At 70.3% G+C, this 16,756-nt stretch carries 15 protein-coding genes and 1 other RNA gene; 8 read left to right on the top strand and 8 right to left on the bottom strand.

The features are described 5' to 3' along the window. Nucleotides 1–9: 9 nt before the first annotated feature. Nucleotides 10–1,137, bottom strand: a complete 1,128-nt coding sequence (locus OG943_RS43630; protein ID WP_328606717.1) for an inorganic phosphate transporter — start codon at nt 1,135–1,137, stop codon at nt 10–12. A gap of 307 nt (nt 1,138–1,444) precedes the next feature. Between OG943_RS43630 and OG943_RS43625 the strand changes: the two genes are divergently transcribed. From OG943_RS43625 to OG943_RS43615, 3 genes are read left to right on the top strand one after another with little or no spacing between them, the layout of a single operon-like run. Then, a complete protein-coding gene (locus OG943_RS43625; protein ID WP_328612332.1) occupies nt 1,445–2,227 on the top strand; it encodes an SDR family oxidoreductase in 783 nt (260 codons plus the stop codon). Beyond that, entirely contained in the window at nt 2,224–2,715 is a 492-nt protein-coding gene (locus OG943_RS43620; protein WP_328606716.1) for a VOC family protein, read from the top strand. The genes OG943_RS43625 and OG943_RS43620 overlap by 4 nt, the downstream gene beginning before the upstream one ends. Continuing rightward, the gene (locus tag OG943_RS43615; RefSeq protein ID WP_328606715.1) at nt 2,708–3,565 is read left to right on the top strand and encodes an alpha/beta fold hydrolase; all 858 of its coding nucleotides are present in this window, start codon (nt 2,708–2,710) and stop codon (nt 3,563–3,565) included. Before OG943_RS43620 ends, OG943_RS43615 begins: the two co-directional genes overlap by 8 nt. Nucleotides 3,566–3,592: 27 nt before the next feature. Here OG943_RS43615 and OG943_RS43610 read toward each other — a convergent pair whose 3' ends face one another. From OG943_RS43610 to hutH, 6 genes are all read right to left on the bottom strand, one after another. Next, nucleotides 3,593–4,735 carry an FAD-dependent oxidoreductase gene (locus OG943_RS43610; RefSeq protein ID WP_328606714.1) on the bottom strand — a complete coding sequence of 381 codons (1,143 nt, stop codon included), beginning with the start codon at nt 4,733–4,735 and terminating at the stop codon, nt 3,593–3,595. A 143-nt stretch (nt 4,736–4,878) separates the two neighbouring features. After that, complete coding sequence (gene hutI, locus OG943_RS43605; protein ID WP_328606713.1) at nt 4,879–6,024, bottom strand: imidazolonepropionase; 1,146 nt, start codon at nt 6,022–6,024, stop codon at nt 4,879–4,881. Next, nucleotides 6,012–7,316 carry a formimidoylglutamate deiminase gene (locus OG943_RS43600; protein ID WP_328606712.1) on the bottom strand — a complete coding sequence of 435 codons (1,305 nt, stop codon included), beginning with the start codon at nt 7,314–7,316 and terminating at the stop codon, nt 6,012–6,014. Before OG943_RS43600 ends, hutI begins: the two co-directional genes overlap by 13 nt. After that, on the bottom strand, nt 7,313–8,509 hold the full coding sequence (locus tag OG943_RS43595) for an allantoate amidohydrolase (protein ID WP_328606711.1): 1,197 nt from the start codon (nt 8,507–8,509) through the stop codon (nt 7,313–7,315). Before OG943_RS43595 ends, OG943_RS43600 begins: the two co-directional genes overlap by 4 nt. Continuing rightward, nucleotides 8,506–10,164: a urocanate hydratase gene (gene hutU / locus OG943_RS43590; RefSeq protein ID WP_328606710.1), complete on the bottom strand. Its 1,659-nt coding sequence runs from the start codon at nt 10,162–10,164 to the stop codon at nt 8,506–8,508. The genes OG943_RS43595 and hutU overlap by 4 nt, the downstream gene beginning before the upstream one ends. After that, nucleotides 10,161–11,690: a histidine ammonia-lyase gene (gene hutH, locus OG943_RS43585; protein WP_328606709.1), complete on the bottom strand. Its 1,530-nt coding sequence runs from the start codon at nt 11,688–11,690 to the stop codon at nt 10,161–10,163. The genes hutU and hutH overlap by 4 nt, the downstream gene beginning before the upstream one ends. A 180-nt stretch (nt 11,691–11,870) precedes the next feature. On the opposite strand from hutH, the gene OG943_RS43580 reads away from it, so the two are divergent. From OG943_RS43580 to OG943_RS43560, 5 genes are all read left to right on the top strand, one after another. Continuing rightward, on the top strand, nt 11,871–12,653 hold the full coding sequence (locus OG943_RS43580) for an IclR family transcriptional regulator (RefSeq protein ID WP_328606708.1): 783 nt from the start codon (nt 11,871–11,873) through the stop codon (nt 12,651–12,653). A gap of 409 nt (nt 12,654–13,062) precedes the next feature. Next, nucleotides 13,063–13,479 (top strand): hypothetical protein, encoded by a 417-nt coding sequence (locus OG943_RS43575; RefSeq protein WP_328606707.1) that lies wholly within the window; start codon nt 13,063–13,065, stop codon nt 13,477–13,479. After that, nucleotides 13,479–14,090, top strand: a complete 612-nt coding sequence (locus OG943_RS43570; RefSeq protein ID WP_328606706.1) for a DUF3558 domain-containing protein — start codon at nt 13,479–13,481, stop codon at nt 14,088–14,090. The genes OG943_RS43575 and OG943_RS43570 overlap by 1 nt, the downstream gene beginning before the upstream one ends. Beyond that, entirely contained in the window at nt 14,090–15,313 is a 1,224-nt protein-coding gene (locus OG943_RS43565; RefSeq protein WP_328606705.1) for a hypothetical protein, read from the top strand. Before OG943_RS43570 ends, OG943_RS43565 begins: the two co-directional genes overlap by 1 nt. A gap of 27 nt (nt 15,314–15,340) precedes the next feature. Next, nucleotides 15,341–16,102: an ESX secretion-associated protein EspG gene (locus OG943_RS43560; RefSeq protein WP_328606704.1), complete on the top strand. Its 762-nt coding sequence runs from the start codon at nt 15,341–15,343 to the stop codon at nt 16,100–16,102. 185 nt (nt 16,103–16,287) lie between these two features. On the opposite strand, the gene ssrA is transcribed toward OG943_RS43560, so the two are convergent. Further along, nucleotides 16,288–16,660: a transfer-messenger RNA gene (gene ssrA, locus OG943_RS43555) on the bottom strand. Between the last annotated feature and the right edge of the window lie 96 nt (nt 16,661–16,756).

Here is a 16,756-nt window from a genome sequence, read left to right as displayed (position 1 = left end):
CTCGCTCCCTCAGGCCGGGACCGGGGTGGCCTCGACGGCCTCCGGCTCGTTGATGGTCTTGGCCGTCACCGGGTTACGCCGCGAGATGAGCCAGATGGCCAGCGCGAGGAGCACGCCGACCCCGCCCACCAGCACCGTGCCCCAGCTCCCCCGGGTCGAGACGGCCGAGGCGATGGCGCCCACAACGGCGGCGGCCGGCAGCGTCAGCGCCCAGGCGATCACCATCTTGCCCGCGACGCCCCAGCGGACCTCGGCGAGCTTGCGGCCGAGGCCGGAGCCGATGATGCCGCCGGACGTCACGTGCGTCGTCGACAGCGCGAAGCCCAGGTGCGACGAGGCCAGGATGACCGCCGCCGAACTGGTTTCCGCCGCGAAGCCCTGCGGCGTCTGGATCTCGGTGAGCTTCTTGCCCATGGTCTGGATGATCCGCCAGCCGCCGAGGTACGTGCCGGCCGCGATCGCCAGGCCGCAGGCCACGATGACCCACAACGGCGGGTTCGAGCCGGGCGCGAGCGTGCCGCCGGCGATCAGCGCGAGCGTGATCACGCCCATGGTCTTCTGCGCGTCGTTGGTGCCGTGCGCGAGCGAGACCAGGCTGGCCGACAGTATCTGGCCGGTCTTGAAGCCCTTGCCCACCACGTCCTGGCGCGACTTCTGCGTGATGCGATAGGTCAGGAAGGTGCCGAGCAGCGCGATCACCCCGGCCACGATCGGCGACGCGACCGCGGGGATCAGGACCTTCTCGACCACCTTGCCGAAGTGCACGGCGTCGGCGCCGGACGCGATCCAGGTCGCGCCGATCAGCCCGCCGAACAGCGCGTGCGAAGAGCTCGACGGCAGCCCGAGCAGCCAGGTCACCAGGTTCCAGATGATCGCGCCGATCAGCCCGGCGAAGATCACCACCGGGGTCACCTTGGCGTCGTCGACGATGCCGCCGGAGATCGTCTTCGCGACCTCGATCGACAGGAACGCCCCGACCAGGTTCAACACCGCCGAGATGGCGACCGCGACTTTGGGCTTCAACGCTCCCGTGGCGATGGATGTCGCCATCGCGTTCGCAGTGTCGTGGAACCCGTTGGTGAAGTCGAAGGCGAGTGCCGCCACGACCACCACCAAGACGATCAGGGAAAAGTCCATGCGCGCTCTCCAGCTCGGCTCGACGTGCCGATTCGACGCTACCCACCGATCGGGCGACCCCCGATCCCGCGCGAATGTCGAGTTACTGAACTCTGAGTGAACCGGCTTTCCTTTTGCTGCACGGAATGTGCGAATTGACGGAATTGGCCGAGCCGGACTTCACCGCCGCCGGACCCCACGTCTCGCTGAGCGAGATTCCCTGTCGTCGCAGGTGAAGACGGTTCACGTCTCGCCCGTGCGGGCATCGTCGGTGCCCCCGCTCCCCTGGAATTCCTTGATCTTTCCGGCTTACCGTGGGCCCGTGGAAATGCATGGGAAGCACATCGTCATCACCGGCGGCGCGGGCGGGATCGGCCGCGCGCTGGTCGAGCGGTTCACGCGGGAGGGCGCCCGCGCGATCGTCGTGGCCGACGCCGACCTCGACGGGGCCCGCGCGGTCGCCGCGGAATTCGGCGCCACCGCGAGGAAGTTCGACGCCGGGCGCGAATCGGACGTGGCCGGCCTGATCGACTTCGCCACCGAGGCCAACGGCCCGATCGACGTCTACTTCTCCAACGCCGGCGTCGGCGGCCCCGCGGCCGGACCGGAGACCCCCGACGGCGAATGGGACCGCCTCTGGCGCATTCACGTGATGTCGCACGTGTGGGCGTCACGAATTCTCGTGCCGCGGATGACCGAGGCCGGCGGCGGTTACCTCGTGAACACCTCGTCCGCCGCGGGCCTGCTGATCCAGCCGTCCGCGATGGCGTACACGGTCACCAAGCACGCCGCGGTGTCCGTCGCCGAATGGCTTTCGATGACCTACCACCACAACGGCATCCGCGTTTCCTGCGTCTGCCCGCAGGCCGTGCAGACGCGGCTGCTCGACGAAGCCATGGGCCAGTCCACCGGGGCGTCCGAAGTGGTCGCCGCCGCGGGGGTGCTGCAGCCCGCCGACGTCGCCGAGGCCGTGGTCGAGGGCATGCGCGCCGAACAGCTGCTGATCCTGCCGCACAAGGACGTCGCCGAGCGGATGGTCCTGCGCGCCACCGATCACGAGGCCTGGCTCGCCAGCGTTCGCACGCTCGTCGAAGGCGGGGCCGCCCGATGATCCGCGGCATCCACCACCTCGCCATCGCGACGCTCGACCTCAAGCGCACCGCGGCCTTCTACGTCGACCTGTTCGGCTGCGAGGTGATCAGCGACTGGGGCTGGCAGGTCGGCACCGACGTCGCGGACCAGATCACCGCGTTGCACGACTGTTCGGCCCACAGTGTCATGCTGCGCAAGGGAAACGCGTACATCGAGCTGTTCGAGTACACCAGCCCGGAGCCCGGCCCTGGCGACCCCGCGCGCCGCGTCTGCGACCCCGGCCTGACGCACCTGTGCTTCGACGTCACCGACCTGGACGCCGAGTACGAACGCCTGGTCGCCGCGGGCATGACGTTCCACTGCCCGCCGCAGCTGGTCGCGCCGAACGTGCGCACCACGTACGGCCGCGACCCCGACGGCAACGTCGTCGAACTGCAGGAAGTCCTGGACGAGACGCACCGCATCGCCGTCCCGTGGCTGCCGGAACGGGGGCTCGCCGGTGAGTGACCTGCGAGAGCTGACGCTCGAAATCGGCCAGCACCGGCACACCGCGCTGGCCGCCGGCCCGGAAACCGGCGAGCTGGTCCTGCTGCTGCACGGCTGGCCCGAGTTCGCCGATTCCTGGACGGCCGAACTGCGCGCCCTCGGCGAGGCCGGCTGGCACGCCGTGGCCGTGGACCAGCGCGGTTACGCCCGCGAGGCCCGCCCGTCCGGCGTCGAGTCGTATTCGATCGACCATCTCGCCGCCGACGCACTGTCCTTTGTGGATGCCTTGGGCGCGGACCGCTTCCACCTGGTCGCCCACGACTGGGGCGGCATGGTCGCGTGGGTGGTCGCCACCCGCCACCCGGAGCGCCTGCGCTCGCTGTCGGTCCTCGCGACGCCGCATCCGGTCGCCCTGCAGTGGTCCGCCCAGTCCGACGAGGGCCAGAACCGCAACCTGGACTACGTCCGCTTCTTCCGCGCCCCCGGCGGCGTCGCCGAGGCGTCCCTGCTGGCCGACGACGCCGCCCGCCTGCGCGCCGCGTACGCCGGCCGTATCCCGGAAACGCAGGTCGAGCGCAACGTCCAGCGTCTCACCGAACCAGGCGCCCTCACCGCCACGCTCAACTGGTACCGCGGCGCCACCGACGACGCCTTCACCATCCCCGCCGGCCCCATCACCGTCCCCACGCTCTACATCTGGGGCGGCCAGGACACCAAACTGGGCCGCGGCGCCGCCACCCTCACCCGGGAACTGGTCGAAGGGCCGTACCAGTTCGAGATCCTGGAGGGGGCCAGCCACTGGCTACCGGAGGAGGCGCCGGACCAGGTGATTCCCTTGGTGCTGAACCACCTGGCCACCCACTCGGCCTGACTCCGGTGCCGGGAGACCGGCACCGGTTCAGACCGGCAACGGATCCTGGCCCAGGAACTGGTGCCCGTTCGCCGCGGACTCGCGCACGGCAGCGAACCCGTGGGCAATCATGGTCTCCTCGTAAGCGGCGATCGTGCCACCGGCAACGGCCTCATCCGGCCCCTCACCCAAGGCCGCCGCCAACGCGGCCCCGTCCCGCAACGCGCAGTTCGCCCCGGCCCCGGCCGCCGGGCTCATCGCGTGCACCGCGTCCCCCAGCAGCGTCACCCGGCCGGAATCCCACGGCGAGAACGGCACACTCGTCCGGATCACCAGCGGGAACACGGTTTCCAGCGCCCAGCCGGCCACCATCGCCCGCACCCGCGGATGCCATCCGTCGACGAGTTTCAGCGCGAGTTCCTGCAGCTGCGCGCCCGAGAGCCCGGCCAGTTCGTCCTCGGACAGCCCGATCGCCTCCCGCCGCACACCGACCGAGCAGGTCATGAACGGCTCCGGGTGCGCCACCGGCGCCACGCCGACCATCGTGCGACCGGGGCCTGCGATCATGCTGAACACGGCGTGCATCTCGTCGTCGAACAGCCGCCGGGCCTCGTCGTCCAGCGGGATCTTGCCGTACAGCTGCCGCAGCCCGGTGTCCTCGATCCGCGCGTGCGGCAGGAGCCGGCGCCGGACGGGCGAGTTCACCCCGTCCGCGCCGACGAGCACCCGGCCGCGCGCCGAGGTCCCGTCAGCGAAGTACGCGGTGACCCCGTCGGCGTCGTTTTCGTAGTGGGTGAGCCGTTTCCCGAAACGCACGTCGTCGAGCCCGCTCAGCAGGATGTGCCGCAACGTCATGCGGTTGACGTTGAACCCCGCGTCCGGGAACTCCTGCACGGACTGCAGCGCGAGCTGGTCGTCGTAGAGCGGCACAGTAGGCTTGGGTCGCAACGACGTGTCCAAGAACCGGTCGTACAGCTCGTCCGGCAGCACTTCCCGCAACGCGCCGGTGCCCGCCCCGTCGATGTGCAGCCGGTACCCCTGCAGCCGGGCCTCCGGCGACGCATCCCGTTCGTAGACAGCACAAGGGATTCCGGCCCGCCGCAACCCCTGGGCGAGGCACAGTCCCCCGATCCCCGCCCCGATCACGACAACACCGTCTTCGAGCACAGCACGATCGCTCGGCACAGACATGGCAAAGTCCCTTCACAGACGTATCGACTGAAAAGGGACGCACAGGGTTCACGCGAGCCGTGCGCGACAGCCGCGAGATGCCGGGCGAATCATCCGGACTAACCCATACCGGACTAGGTCTTCGCGCGTCCTCCGGCTCCAGGCTAGCGGATTCGATCACCGCCTCGCCAGACTCCGTAGGTGAGCGGCACCCCCGGCCGGTAGGCCAGGTGCGTGACCGACGGCGCGTCCAGCACGTGCACGTCCGCCCGCGCCCCCGCCCTCAGCACACCCACATCGTCACGCCGCAGTGCCCGCGCCCCGCCCGCGGTGGCCGCCCACACCGCCTCGTCGATCGTCATCCGCATCTGCAGAACGGCTGTGGCGACACAAAAAGCCATCGAGGTCGTATACGAGCTGCCCGGATTGGCGTTGCTGGCCAACGCGACCGTCGCGCCCGCGTCCAGCAGCCGCCGCGCCGGGGCGAGGGACTGGCGCGTCGAGAGGTCACAAGCCGGCAGCAGCGTCGCGACCGTGTCGGACGCCGCCAGCGCCGCCACGTCCTCGTCGCTCAAGTACGTGCAGTGGTCGACACTCGCCGCGCCGTACTCCACCGCCAGCCGGACCCCCGCGCCCTCGCCGAGCTGGTTGCCGTGCACCCGCAGCCCGAGGCCGCGTTCGGCCGCCGCCTTGAGGACACGCGCCGACTGAGCTTCGTCGAACGCCCCGGTCTCACAGAACACGTCCGCCCACCGCACGTGGCCCGCCACCGCGTCGAGCATCTCGCCGCAGACCAGGTCCACATAGGACTCCGCGTCGGCGCCCGGCGGCACGAGGTGCGCGCCCAGGAACGTGACCTCGTCGGCCACCGCCGCCGCGATCCGCGCCGAGCGGGCCTCGTCGGCGACAGTCAGCCCGTACCCGGTCTTGGTCTCCAGGCACGTGGTGCCCTGCGCGGCCGCCTCATCGACATGTCGACTCAGATTTCGGGTCAGCTCCTCGTCGGAGGCCGCCCGCGTCGCGCCGACAGTGACGGCGATTCCGCCTGCCGTATAAGGCTTTCCGGCCATCCGCGCTTCGAACTCGGCCGTGCGGTCACCGGCGAACACCAGGTGCGTGTGGCTGTCCACCCACCCTGGCAGCACCGCGCGCCCCTCGACGTCCACGCGCTCGTCCGCGGCCGGCGCGCGCCCGGCCGGCCCGGCCCACGCGACGACACCGCCGTCCAGCACCAGCGCGGCGTCACCCAGCTTGCCCAGCTCGGCGTCGTTCGTGGTGAGCTCGCCGATTCCCGTGATCAGTGTTGCCACAACGCCTCGATCTCCCCGGCCAGTACGGCCTCCGGTCGCTCCACCAGCAGGTGCCCGCCGTCGCGAACCACCTCGCGGCCCGCCACCACCACGTTCCGCACGTCGGCGGCCGCGGCCGCGAACACCACCCCGGACGGCTCAGCGCCGGCCGTGCGGACCGAGTCCATCACCACCGTCACCAGGTCCGCTCCGGCGCCGACGGCCAGCTCGCCCACCTCCGGCCAGCCGACCGCGGCGTGGTCGGTGCCCGCCGCCAGCAGCTCCTCGACGCTGAAGCGGCCGCGCTGCTCACTTGCCAACCGGTCGTTCAGCTCCAGCGCCCGGGTCTCCTCGAACGCGTCGACCACGGCATTGCTGTCACTCCCGATGCCCAGCCGCACCCCGGCGTCGAGCAACGCCCTGGCCGGGCCGATGCCGTCGCCGAGATCCCGCTCGGTGGTCGGGCAGAAGCACGCGCCGGCCCGCCCGGCCCCCAGCCGCTCGATGTCGAGCCGGGTCAGGTGCGTGGCGTGCACGGCGGTCAGCCGCTCCCCCACCACCCCATGGCTGTACAGCAGCTCGGTCGGCGTCATCCCGTACGCGGCGAGGCACTGCTCGTTCTCGGCCCGCTGCTCGGAAAGGTGGACATGCAGCGGCCGGTCCTCGGGCACGCCCTTGTCCACTTCGGACAGCTGATCGCCGGGAACCGCGCGGACCGAGTGGATCGCGCCGCCCACCCGGAACCCAGCGTCTTCTTCGAGCAACGAGACGCGTTCCGCCCACCGTTCCGCGGAGCCGTCGGAAAACCGTTGCTGCACCTCGTCCGGCGGCACACCGATGCCACCCGCGAGATAACAAGTGTCAAGCAGGGTAAGACGAATCCCGGCGTCACGCGCGGCCTGGCGCAGCGCGTCGCCCATCGCATTCGGCGACGCGTACGGCTTCCCACCCGGCGCGTGGTGCAGGTAGTGGAACTCCCCAACACTCGTGTAACCGGCCAGCACCATCTCCGCGTAAACGCCACGCGCCAGCCGGTAGTAGGAGTCCGGATCAAGCCGCGCGGCGAGGGAGTACATCCGCTCACGCCAGGTCCAGAACGTCCCTCGCTCATGGTGCGTCCGCCCTCGCAGCGCCCGGTGGAACGCGTGGGAGTGGCCGTTCGCGAACCCCGGCAGCGTAAGTCCATTGAGGACTGTACCGACCCGCGGCGCATCTGGCGTCACCGCAGTGATCCGGCCGTCCGCCACCTCGACCAGTACCCCGTCGGCGATCCCGCCGGGTAACCAGGCTCGCTCACACCAGAAGGCCTTCATGCCGCCAGCCGCTCCAGCACCTCGGCCAGCGCCCGCGCCCCGGCCTCGACGTCACCGGACTCGGCGAACTCCTCCGGCGAGTGGCTGATCCCGGTCGGATTGCGCACGTAGAGCATCCCAGCCGGCACGAACCCGGACAGGATCGCCGCGTCGTGCCCCGCCCCCGTGGGCAGCTCCGGCGGGTCGCCGAGCCACTCGCCCAGGTCACGGCGCAGACCCGCGTCGAACACCACGTCGTCCGAGTACGACTCGCGCGTGACCACCAGCCGGCAGCCCTCCGCCTCGGCCGCCGCCCCGGCCGCCCGCCTGATCTCCTCGACCAGCTCGGGCGTGCCGGTGCCGGGCACCCGCGCGTCCAGCCAAAGATCCACAGTGGACGCGATGACGTTCGTGCCACCGGGCGTCGGAACCAGCCGCCCGACGGTGGCGCGCGCGTCGGCGTGCGTCCGCGCCAGCCGCCGGACGGCGACCACGGTCTCCGCCGCGGGCAGCATCGGGTCGGCGCGGTCGGCGAGCAGCGTCGCCCCGGCGTGGTTTCCCTGGCCCTCGAACGAGAACCGCCACCGGCCGTGCGCGATCACGGTGCTGCCGACCGCCACCGGCCGGCCGAGGTCGACCAGCCCGCGGCCCTGTTCCACGTGCAGCTCCAGGAACCGCCCGACCAGCGCCAGCCGGTCCGGGTCGGCGCCCATCCACTCGGCGTCAAGGCCGGACTTCACGGCCGCCTCGGCGAACGTGACCCCGCTCTGGTCACGCAACGCGCGGGCCTTGTCCGCGTCGATCGTCCCGGTCAGCAACCGCGAGCCGAGGCAGGGCACCCCGAACCGGCCGCCCTCCTCCTCGGCGAACACCACCACGGCGAACGGCTTGACCGGCCGGAACCCCTTGTGCTGCAACGACTCCACCGCAGCCAGCGCGCTCGCCACCCCGAGCGGGCCGTCGAACGCGCCGCCGCCGGGCACCGAGTCGAGGTGGCTGCCGGTGACCACCGCGTCCGGCCCCGGCGCGCCCCACCAGGCCCACAGGTTGCCGTTGCGGTCGGTCTCGACGTCCAGCCCCAGCCCCTGCGCCCGCTCCACGAACCAGGTGCGCAGGTCGTGCTCCGGCGCGTCGAACGCGTGACGCGAGTAGCCGCCGCGCTTGCCGTCACGGCCGACGTCGGCGATTTCCTCCAGCAGGCCGGACGCCGTCACTGCTCATCCCGCATCGGCACCCGGACGCCGCGCTCGTCGGCGACCTCGGCCGCGCGCTCGTACCCGGCGTCGACGTGCCGGATCACGCCCATGCCCGGGTCGTTCGTGAGCACGCGCTCCAGCTTCTGCGCGGCGAGCGGCGTGCCGTCGGCCACGCTCACCTGTCCGGCGTGGATCGACCGGCCCATGCCGACGCCGCCGCCGTGGTGGATCGACACCCAGCTGGCGCCCGAGGACGTGTTGACCAGCGCGTTGAGCAGCGGCCAGTCGGCGATCGCGTCGGAGCCGTCGGCCATGCCCTCGGTCTCCCGGTACGGCGAGGCGACGCTGCCGGAGTCGAGGTGGTCGCGGCCGATCACCACGGGCGCCGACAGCTCCCCGCTGGCCACCATCTCGTTGAACCGCAGCCCCGCCAGGTGCCGCTCGCCGTAGCCGAGCCAGCAGATCCGCGCAGGCAGGCCCTGGAACGCCACGCGCTCGCCGGCCAGCTTGATCCAGCGCGCGAGGGACTCGTTCTCCGGGAACAACTCCAGCATCGCGCGGTCGGTCGCCGCGATGTCCTCGGGGTCGCCCGACAGCGCCGCCCAGCGGAACGGGCCGTTGCCTTCGCAGAACAGCGGCCGGATGTACGCGGGCACGAAGCCCGGGAAGTCGAATGCGCGCTCGCAGCCGCCCAGCTTCGCCTCGCCGCGCAGCGAGTTGCCGTAGTCGAAGACCTCGGCGCCGGCGTCGAGGAAGCCGAGCATCGCGTTCACGTGGTCGGCCATCGACTCGCGCGCGCGGTCGGTGAACTCGTCGGGCTTCTTGGCGGCGTAGTCCGCCCAGTCGTCCACGGAGATGCCCTTGGGCAGGTACGACAACGGGTCGTGCGCCGAGGTCTGGTCGGTGACGATGTCGGCCTCGACCCCGCGGCGCAGCAGCTCCGGCAGCACCTCGGCGGCGTTGCCGACGACGGCGACCGAAAGCGCCCGCCGCTCCTTCTTGGCGGCGGTGACCCGGCGGATCGCGTCGTCGAGGTCGTCGGCCACCTCGTCGAGGTACCTCGTCTCCACGCGGCGGTGCGCGCGCTGCGGGTCGCACTCGATCACGAGCGCCACGCCGTCGTTCATCGTGACGGCGAGCGGCTGCGCGCCGCCCATCCCGCCGAGCCCGGCGGTGACGGTGAGCGTGCCCCGCAGCGTGCCCCCGAAGCGTTTTTTGGCGACGGCGGCGAAGGTCTCGTAGGTGCCCTGCAGGATGCCCTGCGTGCCGATGTAGATCCACGAGCCGGCCGTCATCTGGCCGTACATCGTGAGGCCCTGCTGCTCCAGGCGCCGGAACTCCGGCCAGGTCGCCCAGTCGCCCACCAGGTTCGAGTTCGCGATCAGCACTCGCGGCGCCCACTCGTGCGTGCGGAACACGCCGACCGGCTTGCCGGACTGGACGAGCAGCGTCTCGTCCACCTCCAGCGCGGTCAGCTCGCGGGTGATCGCGTCGAAGCTCGCCCAGTTGCGGGCCGCCTTGCCGGTGCCGCCGTAGACGACCAGGTCGTCGGGCCGCTCGGCGACGTCGGGGTCGAGGTTGTTGTGGAACATGCGCAGCGCGGCCTCGGTCTGCCAGCTCTTCGCGGTGAGGGTGGTGCCGCGGGCGGCGCGGACAGTGCGGGCGGTGCTCATCGGACCTCCAGTTCGGCGGCGGCCAGGACAGCGCCCGACCGCACGAGTTCTTCGGCGGCCGCGATCTCGGGCGCCAGGTGACGGTCGGGGCCGGGGCCCGCGACCTGGGTGCGGAGCAGGTCGCGGACCCGGCCGGTGACCGGCGACGGCTCCAGCGGCGCCCGGAAGTCCAGCGCGCGGGCCGCCGTGAGCAGCTCGATCGCCAGCACCGTGGTGAGCCCGTCGACGGCCTTGCGCAGCTTGCGCGCCGCCGACCAGCCCATGGACACGTGGTCCTCCTGCATGGCGCTGCTCGGGATCGAGTCGACCGAGGCCGGCACCGCGAGCCGCTTGAGCTCGCTGACCACGGCGGCCTGCGTGTACTGGGCGATCATGTGGCCCGAGTCGACGCCGGGGTCGTTCGCGAGGAACGGCGGCAGGCCCTGGGAACGGGCCTTGTCGAGCATCCGGTCGGTGCGGCGCTCGGCGATGCTGGCGACGTCGGCGACCGGGATGGCCAGGAAGTCCAGCACGTACCCCACGGGCGCGCCGTGGAAGTTGCCGTTGGACTCGACCCGGCCGTCGGCCAGCACGACCGGATTGTCCACAGCGGACCGCAGCTCGGTGTCGGCGACGAGTTCCGCGTGCGTGAGCGTGTCCCGCGCGGCGCCGTGAACCTGCGGCGCGCACCGCAGCGAGTACGCGTCCTGGACGCGGTTGCAGTCCGGGCCGCGGTGGCTCTCGACGATCTTGGAGCCCTGCAGCGCCGCGAACATGCGCGCGGCGGACGTCGCCTGGCCCGGGTGCGGGCGCAGGGCCTGCAGGTCGGCGGCGAAGGCGCGGTCGGTGCCGAGCAGCGCCTCCACGCTCATGGCGGCGGTGAGGTCCGCGACGTCCAGCAGCCGGTGCAGGTCGGCGGAGGCCAGCAGCAGCATGCCGAGCATGCCGTCGGTGCCGTTGGTGAGCGCGAGGCCCTCCTTTTCGGCGAGGACCACGGGCTCGATGCCGGCCTGCGCCAGCGCCTCGGCGGCGGGTTTCGTACGGCCTTCGTGGACGACCTCGCCCTCGCCCATCAACGCGAGCGCGACGGCCGCGAGCGGCGCGAGGTCGCCCGAGCAGCCGAGCGAGCCGTACTCGTGGACGATCGGGGTGATGTCGGCGTTGAGCAGGGCCGCAAGCGTTTGCGCGGTCTCCGGGCGGACGCCGGTGTACCCGCTGGCGAGGGTGCGCAGGCGCAGCAGCATGAGCGCGCGGACGACCTCGGGCTCCACCGCCGGCCCGGCGCCCGCGGCGTGCGAGCGGATCAGGCTGCGCTGTAGCGCCGTGCGGCTCTCGAGCGGGATGTGCCGCGTCGCGAGCGCGCCGAAGCCCGTCGAGACGCCGTACGTGGGTGTCGTGGCGTGCGCGAGGTTCTCGATGTGCAGGCGGGTGGCGGCGAGGTTCTTCCCGGCCGCGTCGGTGAGCCCGACGGTCGCGTGGCCACGGACGACGTCGACGACGTCCGCCGCGGTCATCGGCTGCGGGCCCAGCAGTACTTGTTCCGGCATGGGGCCATTGGACAACGATCGGCGGCGGGGCGGGAGTCGCGGTCGGGTGGTTGTGTCTGGTATTCAAGACAGTGCGTGGCCGGGGCGTCGGTGTGTGGTGCGAGTGTCCCTCTCGTGCGCGTCGATGGGATCCCTTCGCGCTTGTGCTGAGCTGGTGCCGGAACGGACGGAGGCCCACCCGTGAGCAGTTCGGACGTCCCCGCGCTCCGCGGCGGCCTGGCGGTGCTGCGGCTGCTCGCGGGCCACGCCGGCCCGGTCTCCGCCGCGGCTATCGCGCGTGACCTGAGCCTGCCCCGCTCGACCACGTATCACCTGCTCAACGAGCTGACCGCGGCCGGTTTCGTCGCACACCTCCAGGCGGAACGCCGGTACGGCTTGGGCATCGCCGCCTTCGAACTGGGCTCGGCCTACCTGCGTCACGACCCGCTGGAGCGCCTGGCGGGCCCGTTGCTGCGCAAGCTCGTGGACCGCGTCGGGCACACCGCGCACCTGGGCGTGCTGCACGGCAACGAGTCGCTGTACCTGATCAAGGAACGCCCGGCCCGCCCGGAAACCCTGGTCACCGACGTCGGCGTGCGGCTGCCCGCGCACCTGACGGCGTCGGGCCGCGCGATGCTGCGTCACCTGCCCGCCGCGCACGTCCGCGCCCTGTTCCCGTCCTCGGCGTCCTTCGTGCTCCGCACCACCCGCGGCCCGGACTCGCTGGCCGCCCTGCGCCGCACCCTCGCCGCGGAACGCCGCCTCGGCTGGTCCCTGGAAGACGGCCACGTCACGGCAGGCTTCGCCTCAGTCGCAGCCCCCGTCTTCGACCACGGCGCCCGCCCCATGGCCGCGATCAGCGTGACGCTGCGCCACCACTGCCCGGAGCACCACCCCTGCCAGGAAACGTTCCCCACTTTGGCCACCGAGGTCGCCAACGCCGCGGCCGACCTGACGAGCCGCATCGGCGGCACCCCGGCCTGACTGCCGTGCCAAGAACGCGGAGCCCGGACGGGCGCCGACGTTACTCCGTTTGCCAATATTCAGTAGCCCCGATCGGGCTACTCCTTTCCGGGGTTGTCACGGATAGGAAACATGTATACCCCCTGATGCAAGATGTTCTCGCCCTTTCGAATGGCACCCCCAGCCCCTCCCGTGACAGCCAATTCGACGGGATTCCAGGCTGCGTTTGACGAAAAAATCTCCCCACCCCGGCACGACACTCTTGGAGACCACATTGAACCAGGTAGACATGATCATTTCGCTCGACCATGAATATTCCACTTCCATATCCCCCTCCCAGTCACTTCCGAAAACGATAGTATTTATCCCGTTTGCGAGACACGCGGTTCCGAAAACAGTGTTCGAGTCAGGCGTAACGGGGAGAACGCAGATGACTGAACCGACAGGAGCACCAGGCAAACCGCTAGGCGGGGCCGAGTTTTTCGTCATCGACAGCCCGCCTGATGGCGGCGGCGGTGCAGCATCAGGCGCGGCGGGCTTCCACCTGAGCCGGGATGCCCTGGCCACCGAGTTGGCGAACTTGAAGAACCTGCGGGAGCGGATCAGCTCCCAGGTCGACGAAGCTCGGCCGATGTGGTCCATCGTGCCGCCGGGGCAAGACCCGGCATCCATGCGCAACACGGACGCCAGCAACAACTCCGGGAACTTCTACCATGGTCACCTGCTGAAAGAGAGTGCCTACCTCGACAGCTTCATCCACAAGATGGCAGAAGCTCTCGGCACTCACGAAGCCAACGATCAGCAAGCCAGCACCGACGCCAAGCAAGCCGGCCAGGGGCCGATCTGATGGCTTCGCACCCTCACTGGAAAGTTCTCGGTTTTGGTGTTGCCGCCTGCATGCTGGCCGGGTGTTCGAGCGGCCCTGGACCGGCAACGCCGAACACCAGCACCCCGTCCTCACCCGAATCAGGCGCCGCTTCTTCAGTCTTCGCACCGCCGAAGATCACGAATCCGCTACCGGCCGGAACACTCGACGGTGATCCGTGCCGTGCTCTGACCCCGAGCCAGCTCACCACCTTCTTGGGCGCCTCCGCCACCGGTAAACCGAGCGACAGTGGACTCGCGAAGACCTGTCACTGGGCCAACAACGATCGAGGGTCCCTCATCACCGTTCAGTTCGTGTACATCTGGCGGGACGGCCTGGGCCACGTCTACGCGAAAAAGGACAGAGGATTCTTCGAGGAGCTGGCGCCCGTACAGGGCTATCCGGTGGTGGCGTATGGGTCGAGGGACGATCGTTCAACTGGACGATGCGGTGTCGCTGTGGGCATCGCGGACAACGCCGCCTTCGAAGCGGATGCCACCATTTCCCGATCGAATGTCGGCAAAACAGACGCGTGCGACGCCGCCCGCCGGATCAGCGACGCCGTGGTCACCACGTTGAAAGGCGGTGCGTGATGGGGTTCGGGCCAACGGAGGATTTTCTGGCGTACCTGAAGCAGAAGCAGGCCGAAAGCAAGATCATCCCGCCGGGCGAACTGGTACGCCGGGTGAAGGCCGGGCCCGGTCCGCAAAGTCTCGGCGAGGCGCAGCAGACCAGTGCGGCGCAGGCGAGCGCACAGCAAGGCATCGAAACGGACACTCTCAGTGCGGTGGGCCGATTGGAGAATGCTTGGTCGGGGCCGAGTGGAGACGCGGCCAGGGAGGCGCTGCGGCCGCTCGCCGACGTGGCCATCTCAGCGTCGGCTGCTCTGGACAACGGCCAGAGCATCCTCACCGACCAGGCCCACGCGTTCACCTCGACCCGGAATTCCCTGCACGAAGTGTCGGATACTTCGCCGTCGAAGACCACGTGGGACGCGATCACGCCGTGGGACACCGACAACGAGGACAAGATCAACGAGCGCAATGCCGCCATCCAGCAGAACCATGCCGTCTACCAGGGTTTCACCAGCGCCAGCGTCGGTCACGCCCAGAAGATGCCCGTCGATTACGGCCAGATCCCGGACACCGCGGGCACCACGGGCACCACGGACACGACGCAGGAATCAAGCCAGGTCGCAGGCAAGCAGGACCACACCCAGCACACCGTCGCCCGCACCAGCGCTCCCCCACGGCCCGTGGACCGGCCAAGCTCACCCGGTCAGCCCGAGACCACCACGGCGCTTCCGAGGCAACGCGGCAGCGAGCCGCACCCTGGCGGACAGCAGTCAGTCCCCACTCCGGCCGCCTCACCTGCCGAAGACGGAACTCGCACTGCCGGATACATCCCCAGCGCAGATGTGCACAGCTCGCCGGGATCCAACCCAGCCGGCTACAACGCCCCATACGTTCCCAGCCCGGCAGCGGGCTCCGGCAGCCACAACAGTCCCGGGATCTACCTGCCCCGGGGATCCAGCGGCGGCACCGGTGGCGGCGCCTCCCAGCGCGGAAACCCAGCTGCGCCAGGCAAAACGACCGGCACCGGCCGTTCAGGTGGTGCAGCCGAACGCCTAGGCCGGACGGGCCCGGGAACGGCCGGTGCGCGCGGCGCCAACGGCATGCCCCTCGCCTCCGGCACTGGTAAGGGCGACAAGGACGAGGACAAGGAGCACAAGACTCCCGACTACCTCCTGGAAGCCGACCCGAGCGCCCTGTTCGGCTACGACGGCAAAGCCACGCCACCCGTGATCGGCCAATAGGCAGCATCCAAGCGGGGGGACAACGTGATGCTGCTCGACGAGCCGGTGACGGTGCCGCGTCTGGCGGTCGCGAAAGCCTGGGAGTGGGAACAGATCGGCCCGGCTCATCCGGTGCTGGGCGTCGTGGATGTCTGGGTCGAAGACGACGCCGCCGAACGCTTGGACGAGCTGACCCGGCAGGCACTGGCGGAGCCCGGCTTCTACGACTTGCGTACCGGCCGGGTCACCGGAGAGTTCCGCGACCTGATGTTGGCGATCGCCAACGCCGACGCCGAGTGCTACGGCTGGTCCACCGACCGCCGGGGCCACGACCGGGCCGTGCTCGCGGTACCGACCGGCCGCAACGCCGTGCTGGCCACCGTCGAGAACAACCTGCTGACCCTGGAGACGATCAAGGCGAGTCGGCTGGTCCGCGCCATCGTGGACGGGCTGCCCGACTTCCCGGCCGCCGACATCCGCGAGTTCTCCATCCCGAAGGCCGGCTACGAGCCGAAGACGACCAGCGACTACACGCTCGACACCACCAGCGACTACACCGCCGCCGAACAGCTCCGCACCCTGATGACGTCACGGCGAGCAGCCAGCCACCAGCTCTACGTCGCCGCCCGTACCGACGGCGCCCGGGAGTCCAGCCTGCCGCTGACCGCGGTGGACAGCCAAGACCACGGCCGCATCCTCACCTACCTGAGCGCCGCCACCAACGGCGACCTCGACATCACCTGCGGACCAGGCCATCCCGACTACATCGCCAGCACCCTCGAAAACACCCTAACCGCGCTCCGCGACTAACACCCCCCGCTAACCCACGCCCCCACAGCACCACCTACCAAACCGCGCCTGACCACACAACGTCACCACCACGATTGGGGGTCCGGGGGCGAAGCCCTCCGGGCGGGGCCTGGGGGTTGCACCCCCAGAAAACACTACGAGCGAGGAAGGTCCGCGTCTTCTGCGGACATTCCTCGCTCGTGAGCGAGTGGAGGTGCCGGGAATTGAACCCGGGTCCTCTAGCGTCTTGCCAGGGCTTCTCCGTGCGCAGTCCGCTCTGTCTCTACTCGGCCCCTTCAGTCACACGAACAAGCTGAAGTGACAGGCCCAGCCACTGTTTGCTTCCCAACCAGGACCCGTGGCCGGGACTGGCGGTAAGCCTCCTAGCTGATGCCGGCTACCGGGTCGGAGGCGATCCCGGGCCGACAGACTCACTCTGCTACTTAGGCAGCAAGAGCGAAGTCGCGCTGGCTATTGGCCTTGGCGCTTATAGGTTTGCGATGACGCTTACGGTGGTCTCTCGCCTGCACCGGCACGCTTCCCCTGACTCAACGTCCAGAGTCGAAACCGTTCACCCCCTTGTAGGTGCTACCTGACCTCACCATCATAACGCCATCGGCAAGCCGATTGATCCCGGCCGGGGTGGGGCTGGCCCTACCCGCAACATGCCCGCTC

It is taken from the genome of Amycolatopsis sp. NBC_00345, from assembly GCF_036116635.1.
GTDB lineage: Bacteria > Actinomycetota > Actinomycetes > Mycobacteriales > Pseudonocardiaceae > Amycolatopsis.
This window is presented reverse-complemented; position numbering and strand designations above follow the sequence as displayed.

Excerpts from the sequence above, each read along its gene's own strand:
- OG943_RS43565 (WP_328606705.1), top strand. The coding sequence starts at position 14,090 with ATGGGGTTCGGGCCAACGGAGGATTTTCTGGCGTACCTGAAGCAGAAG.
- hutU (WP_328606710.1), bottom strand. The coding sequence starts at position 10,164 with ATGAGCACCGCCCGCACTGTCCGCGCCGCCCGCGGCACCACCCTCACC.
- hutH (WP_328606709.1), bottom strand. The coding sequence starts at position 11,690 with ATGCCGGAACAAGTACTGCTGGGCCCGCAGCCGATGACCGCGGCGGAC.
- OG943_RS43625 (WP_328612332.1), top strand. The coding sequence starts at position 1,445 with ATGCATGGGAAGCACATCGTCATCACCGGCGGCGCGGGCGGGATCGGC.
- OG943_RS43570 (WP_328606706.1), top strand. The coding sequence starts at position 13,479 with ATGGCTTCGCACCCTCACTGGAAAGTTCTCGGTTTTGGTGTTGCCGCC.
- OG943_RS43600 (WP_328606712.1), bottom strand. The coding sequence starts at position 7,316 with ATGAAGGCCTTCTGGTGTGAGCGAGCCTGGTTACCCGGCGGGATCGCC.
- OG943_RS43560 (WP_328606704.1), top strand. The coding sequence starts at position 15,341 with ATGCTGCTCGACGAGCCGGTGACGGTGCCGCGTCTGGCGGTCGCGAAA.
- OG943_RS43620 (WP_328606716.1), top strand. The coding sequence starts at position 2,224 with ATGATCCGCGGCATCCACCACCTCGCCATCGCGACGCTCGACCTCAAG.
- OG943_RS43610 (WP_328606714.1), bottom strand. The coding sequence starts at position 4,735 with ATGTCTGTGCCGAGCGATCGTGCTGTGCTCGAAGACGGTGTTGTCGTG.
- OG943_RS43575 (WP_328606707.1), top strand. The coding sequence starts at position 13,063 with ATGACTGAACCGACAGGAGCACCAGGCAAACCGCTAGGCGGGGCCGAG.
- OG943_RS43630 (WP_328606717.1), bottom strand. The coding sequence starts at position 1,137 with ATGGACTTTTCCCTGATCGTCTTGGTGGTGGTCGTGGCGGCACTCGCC.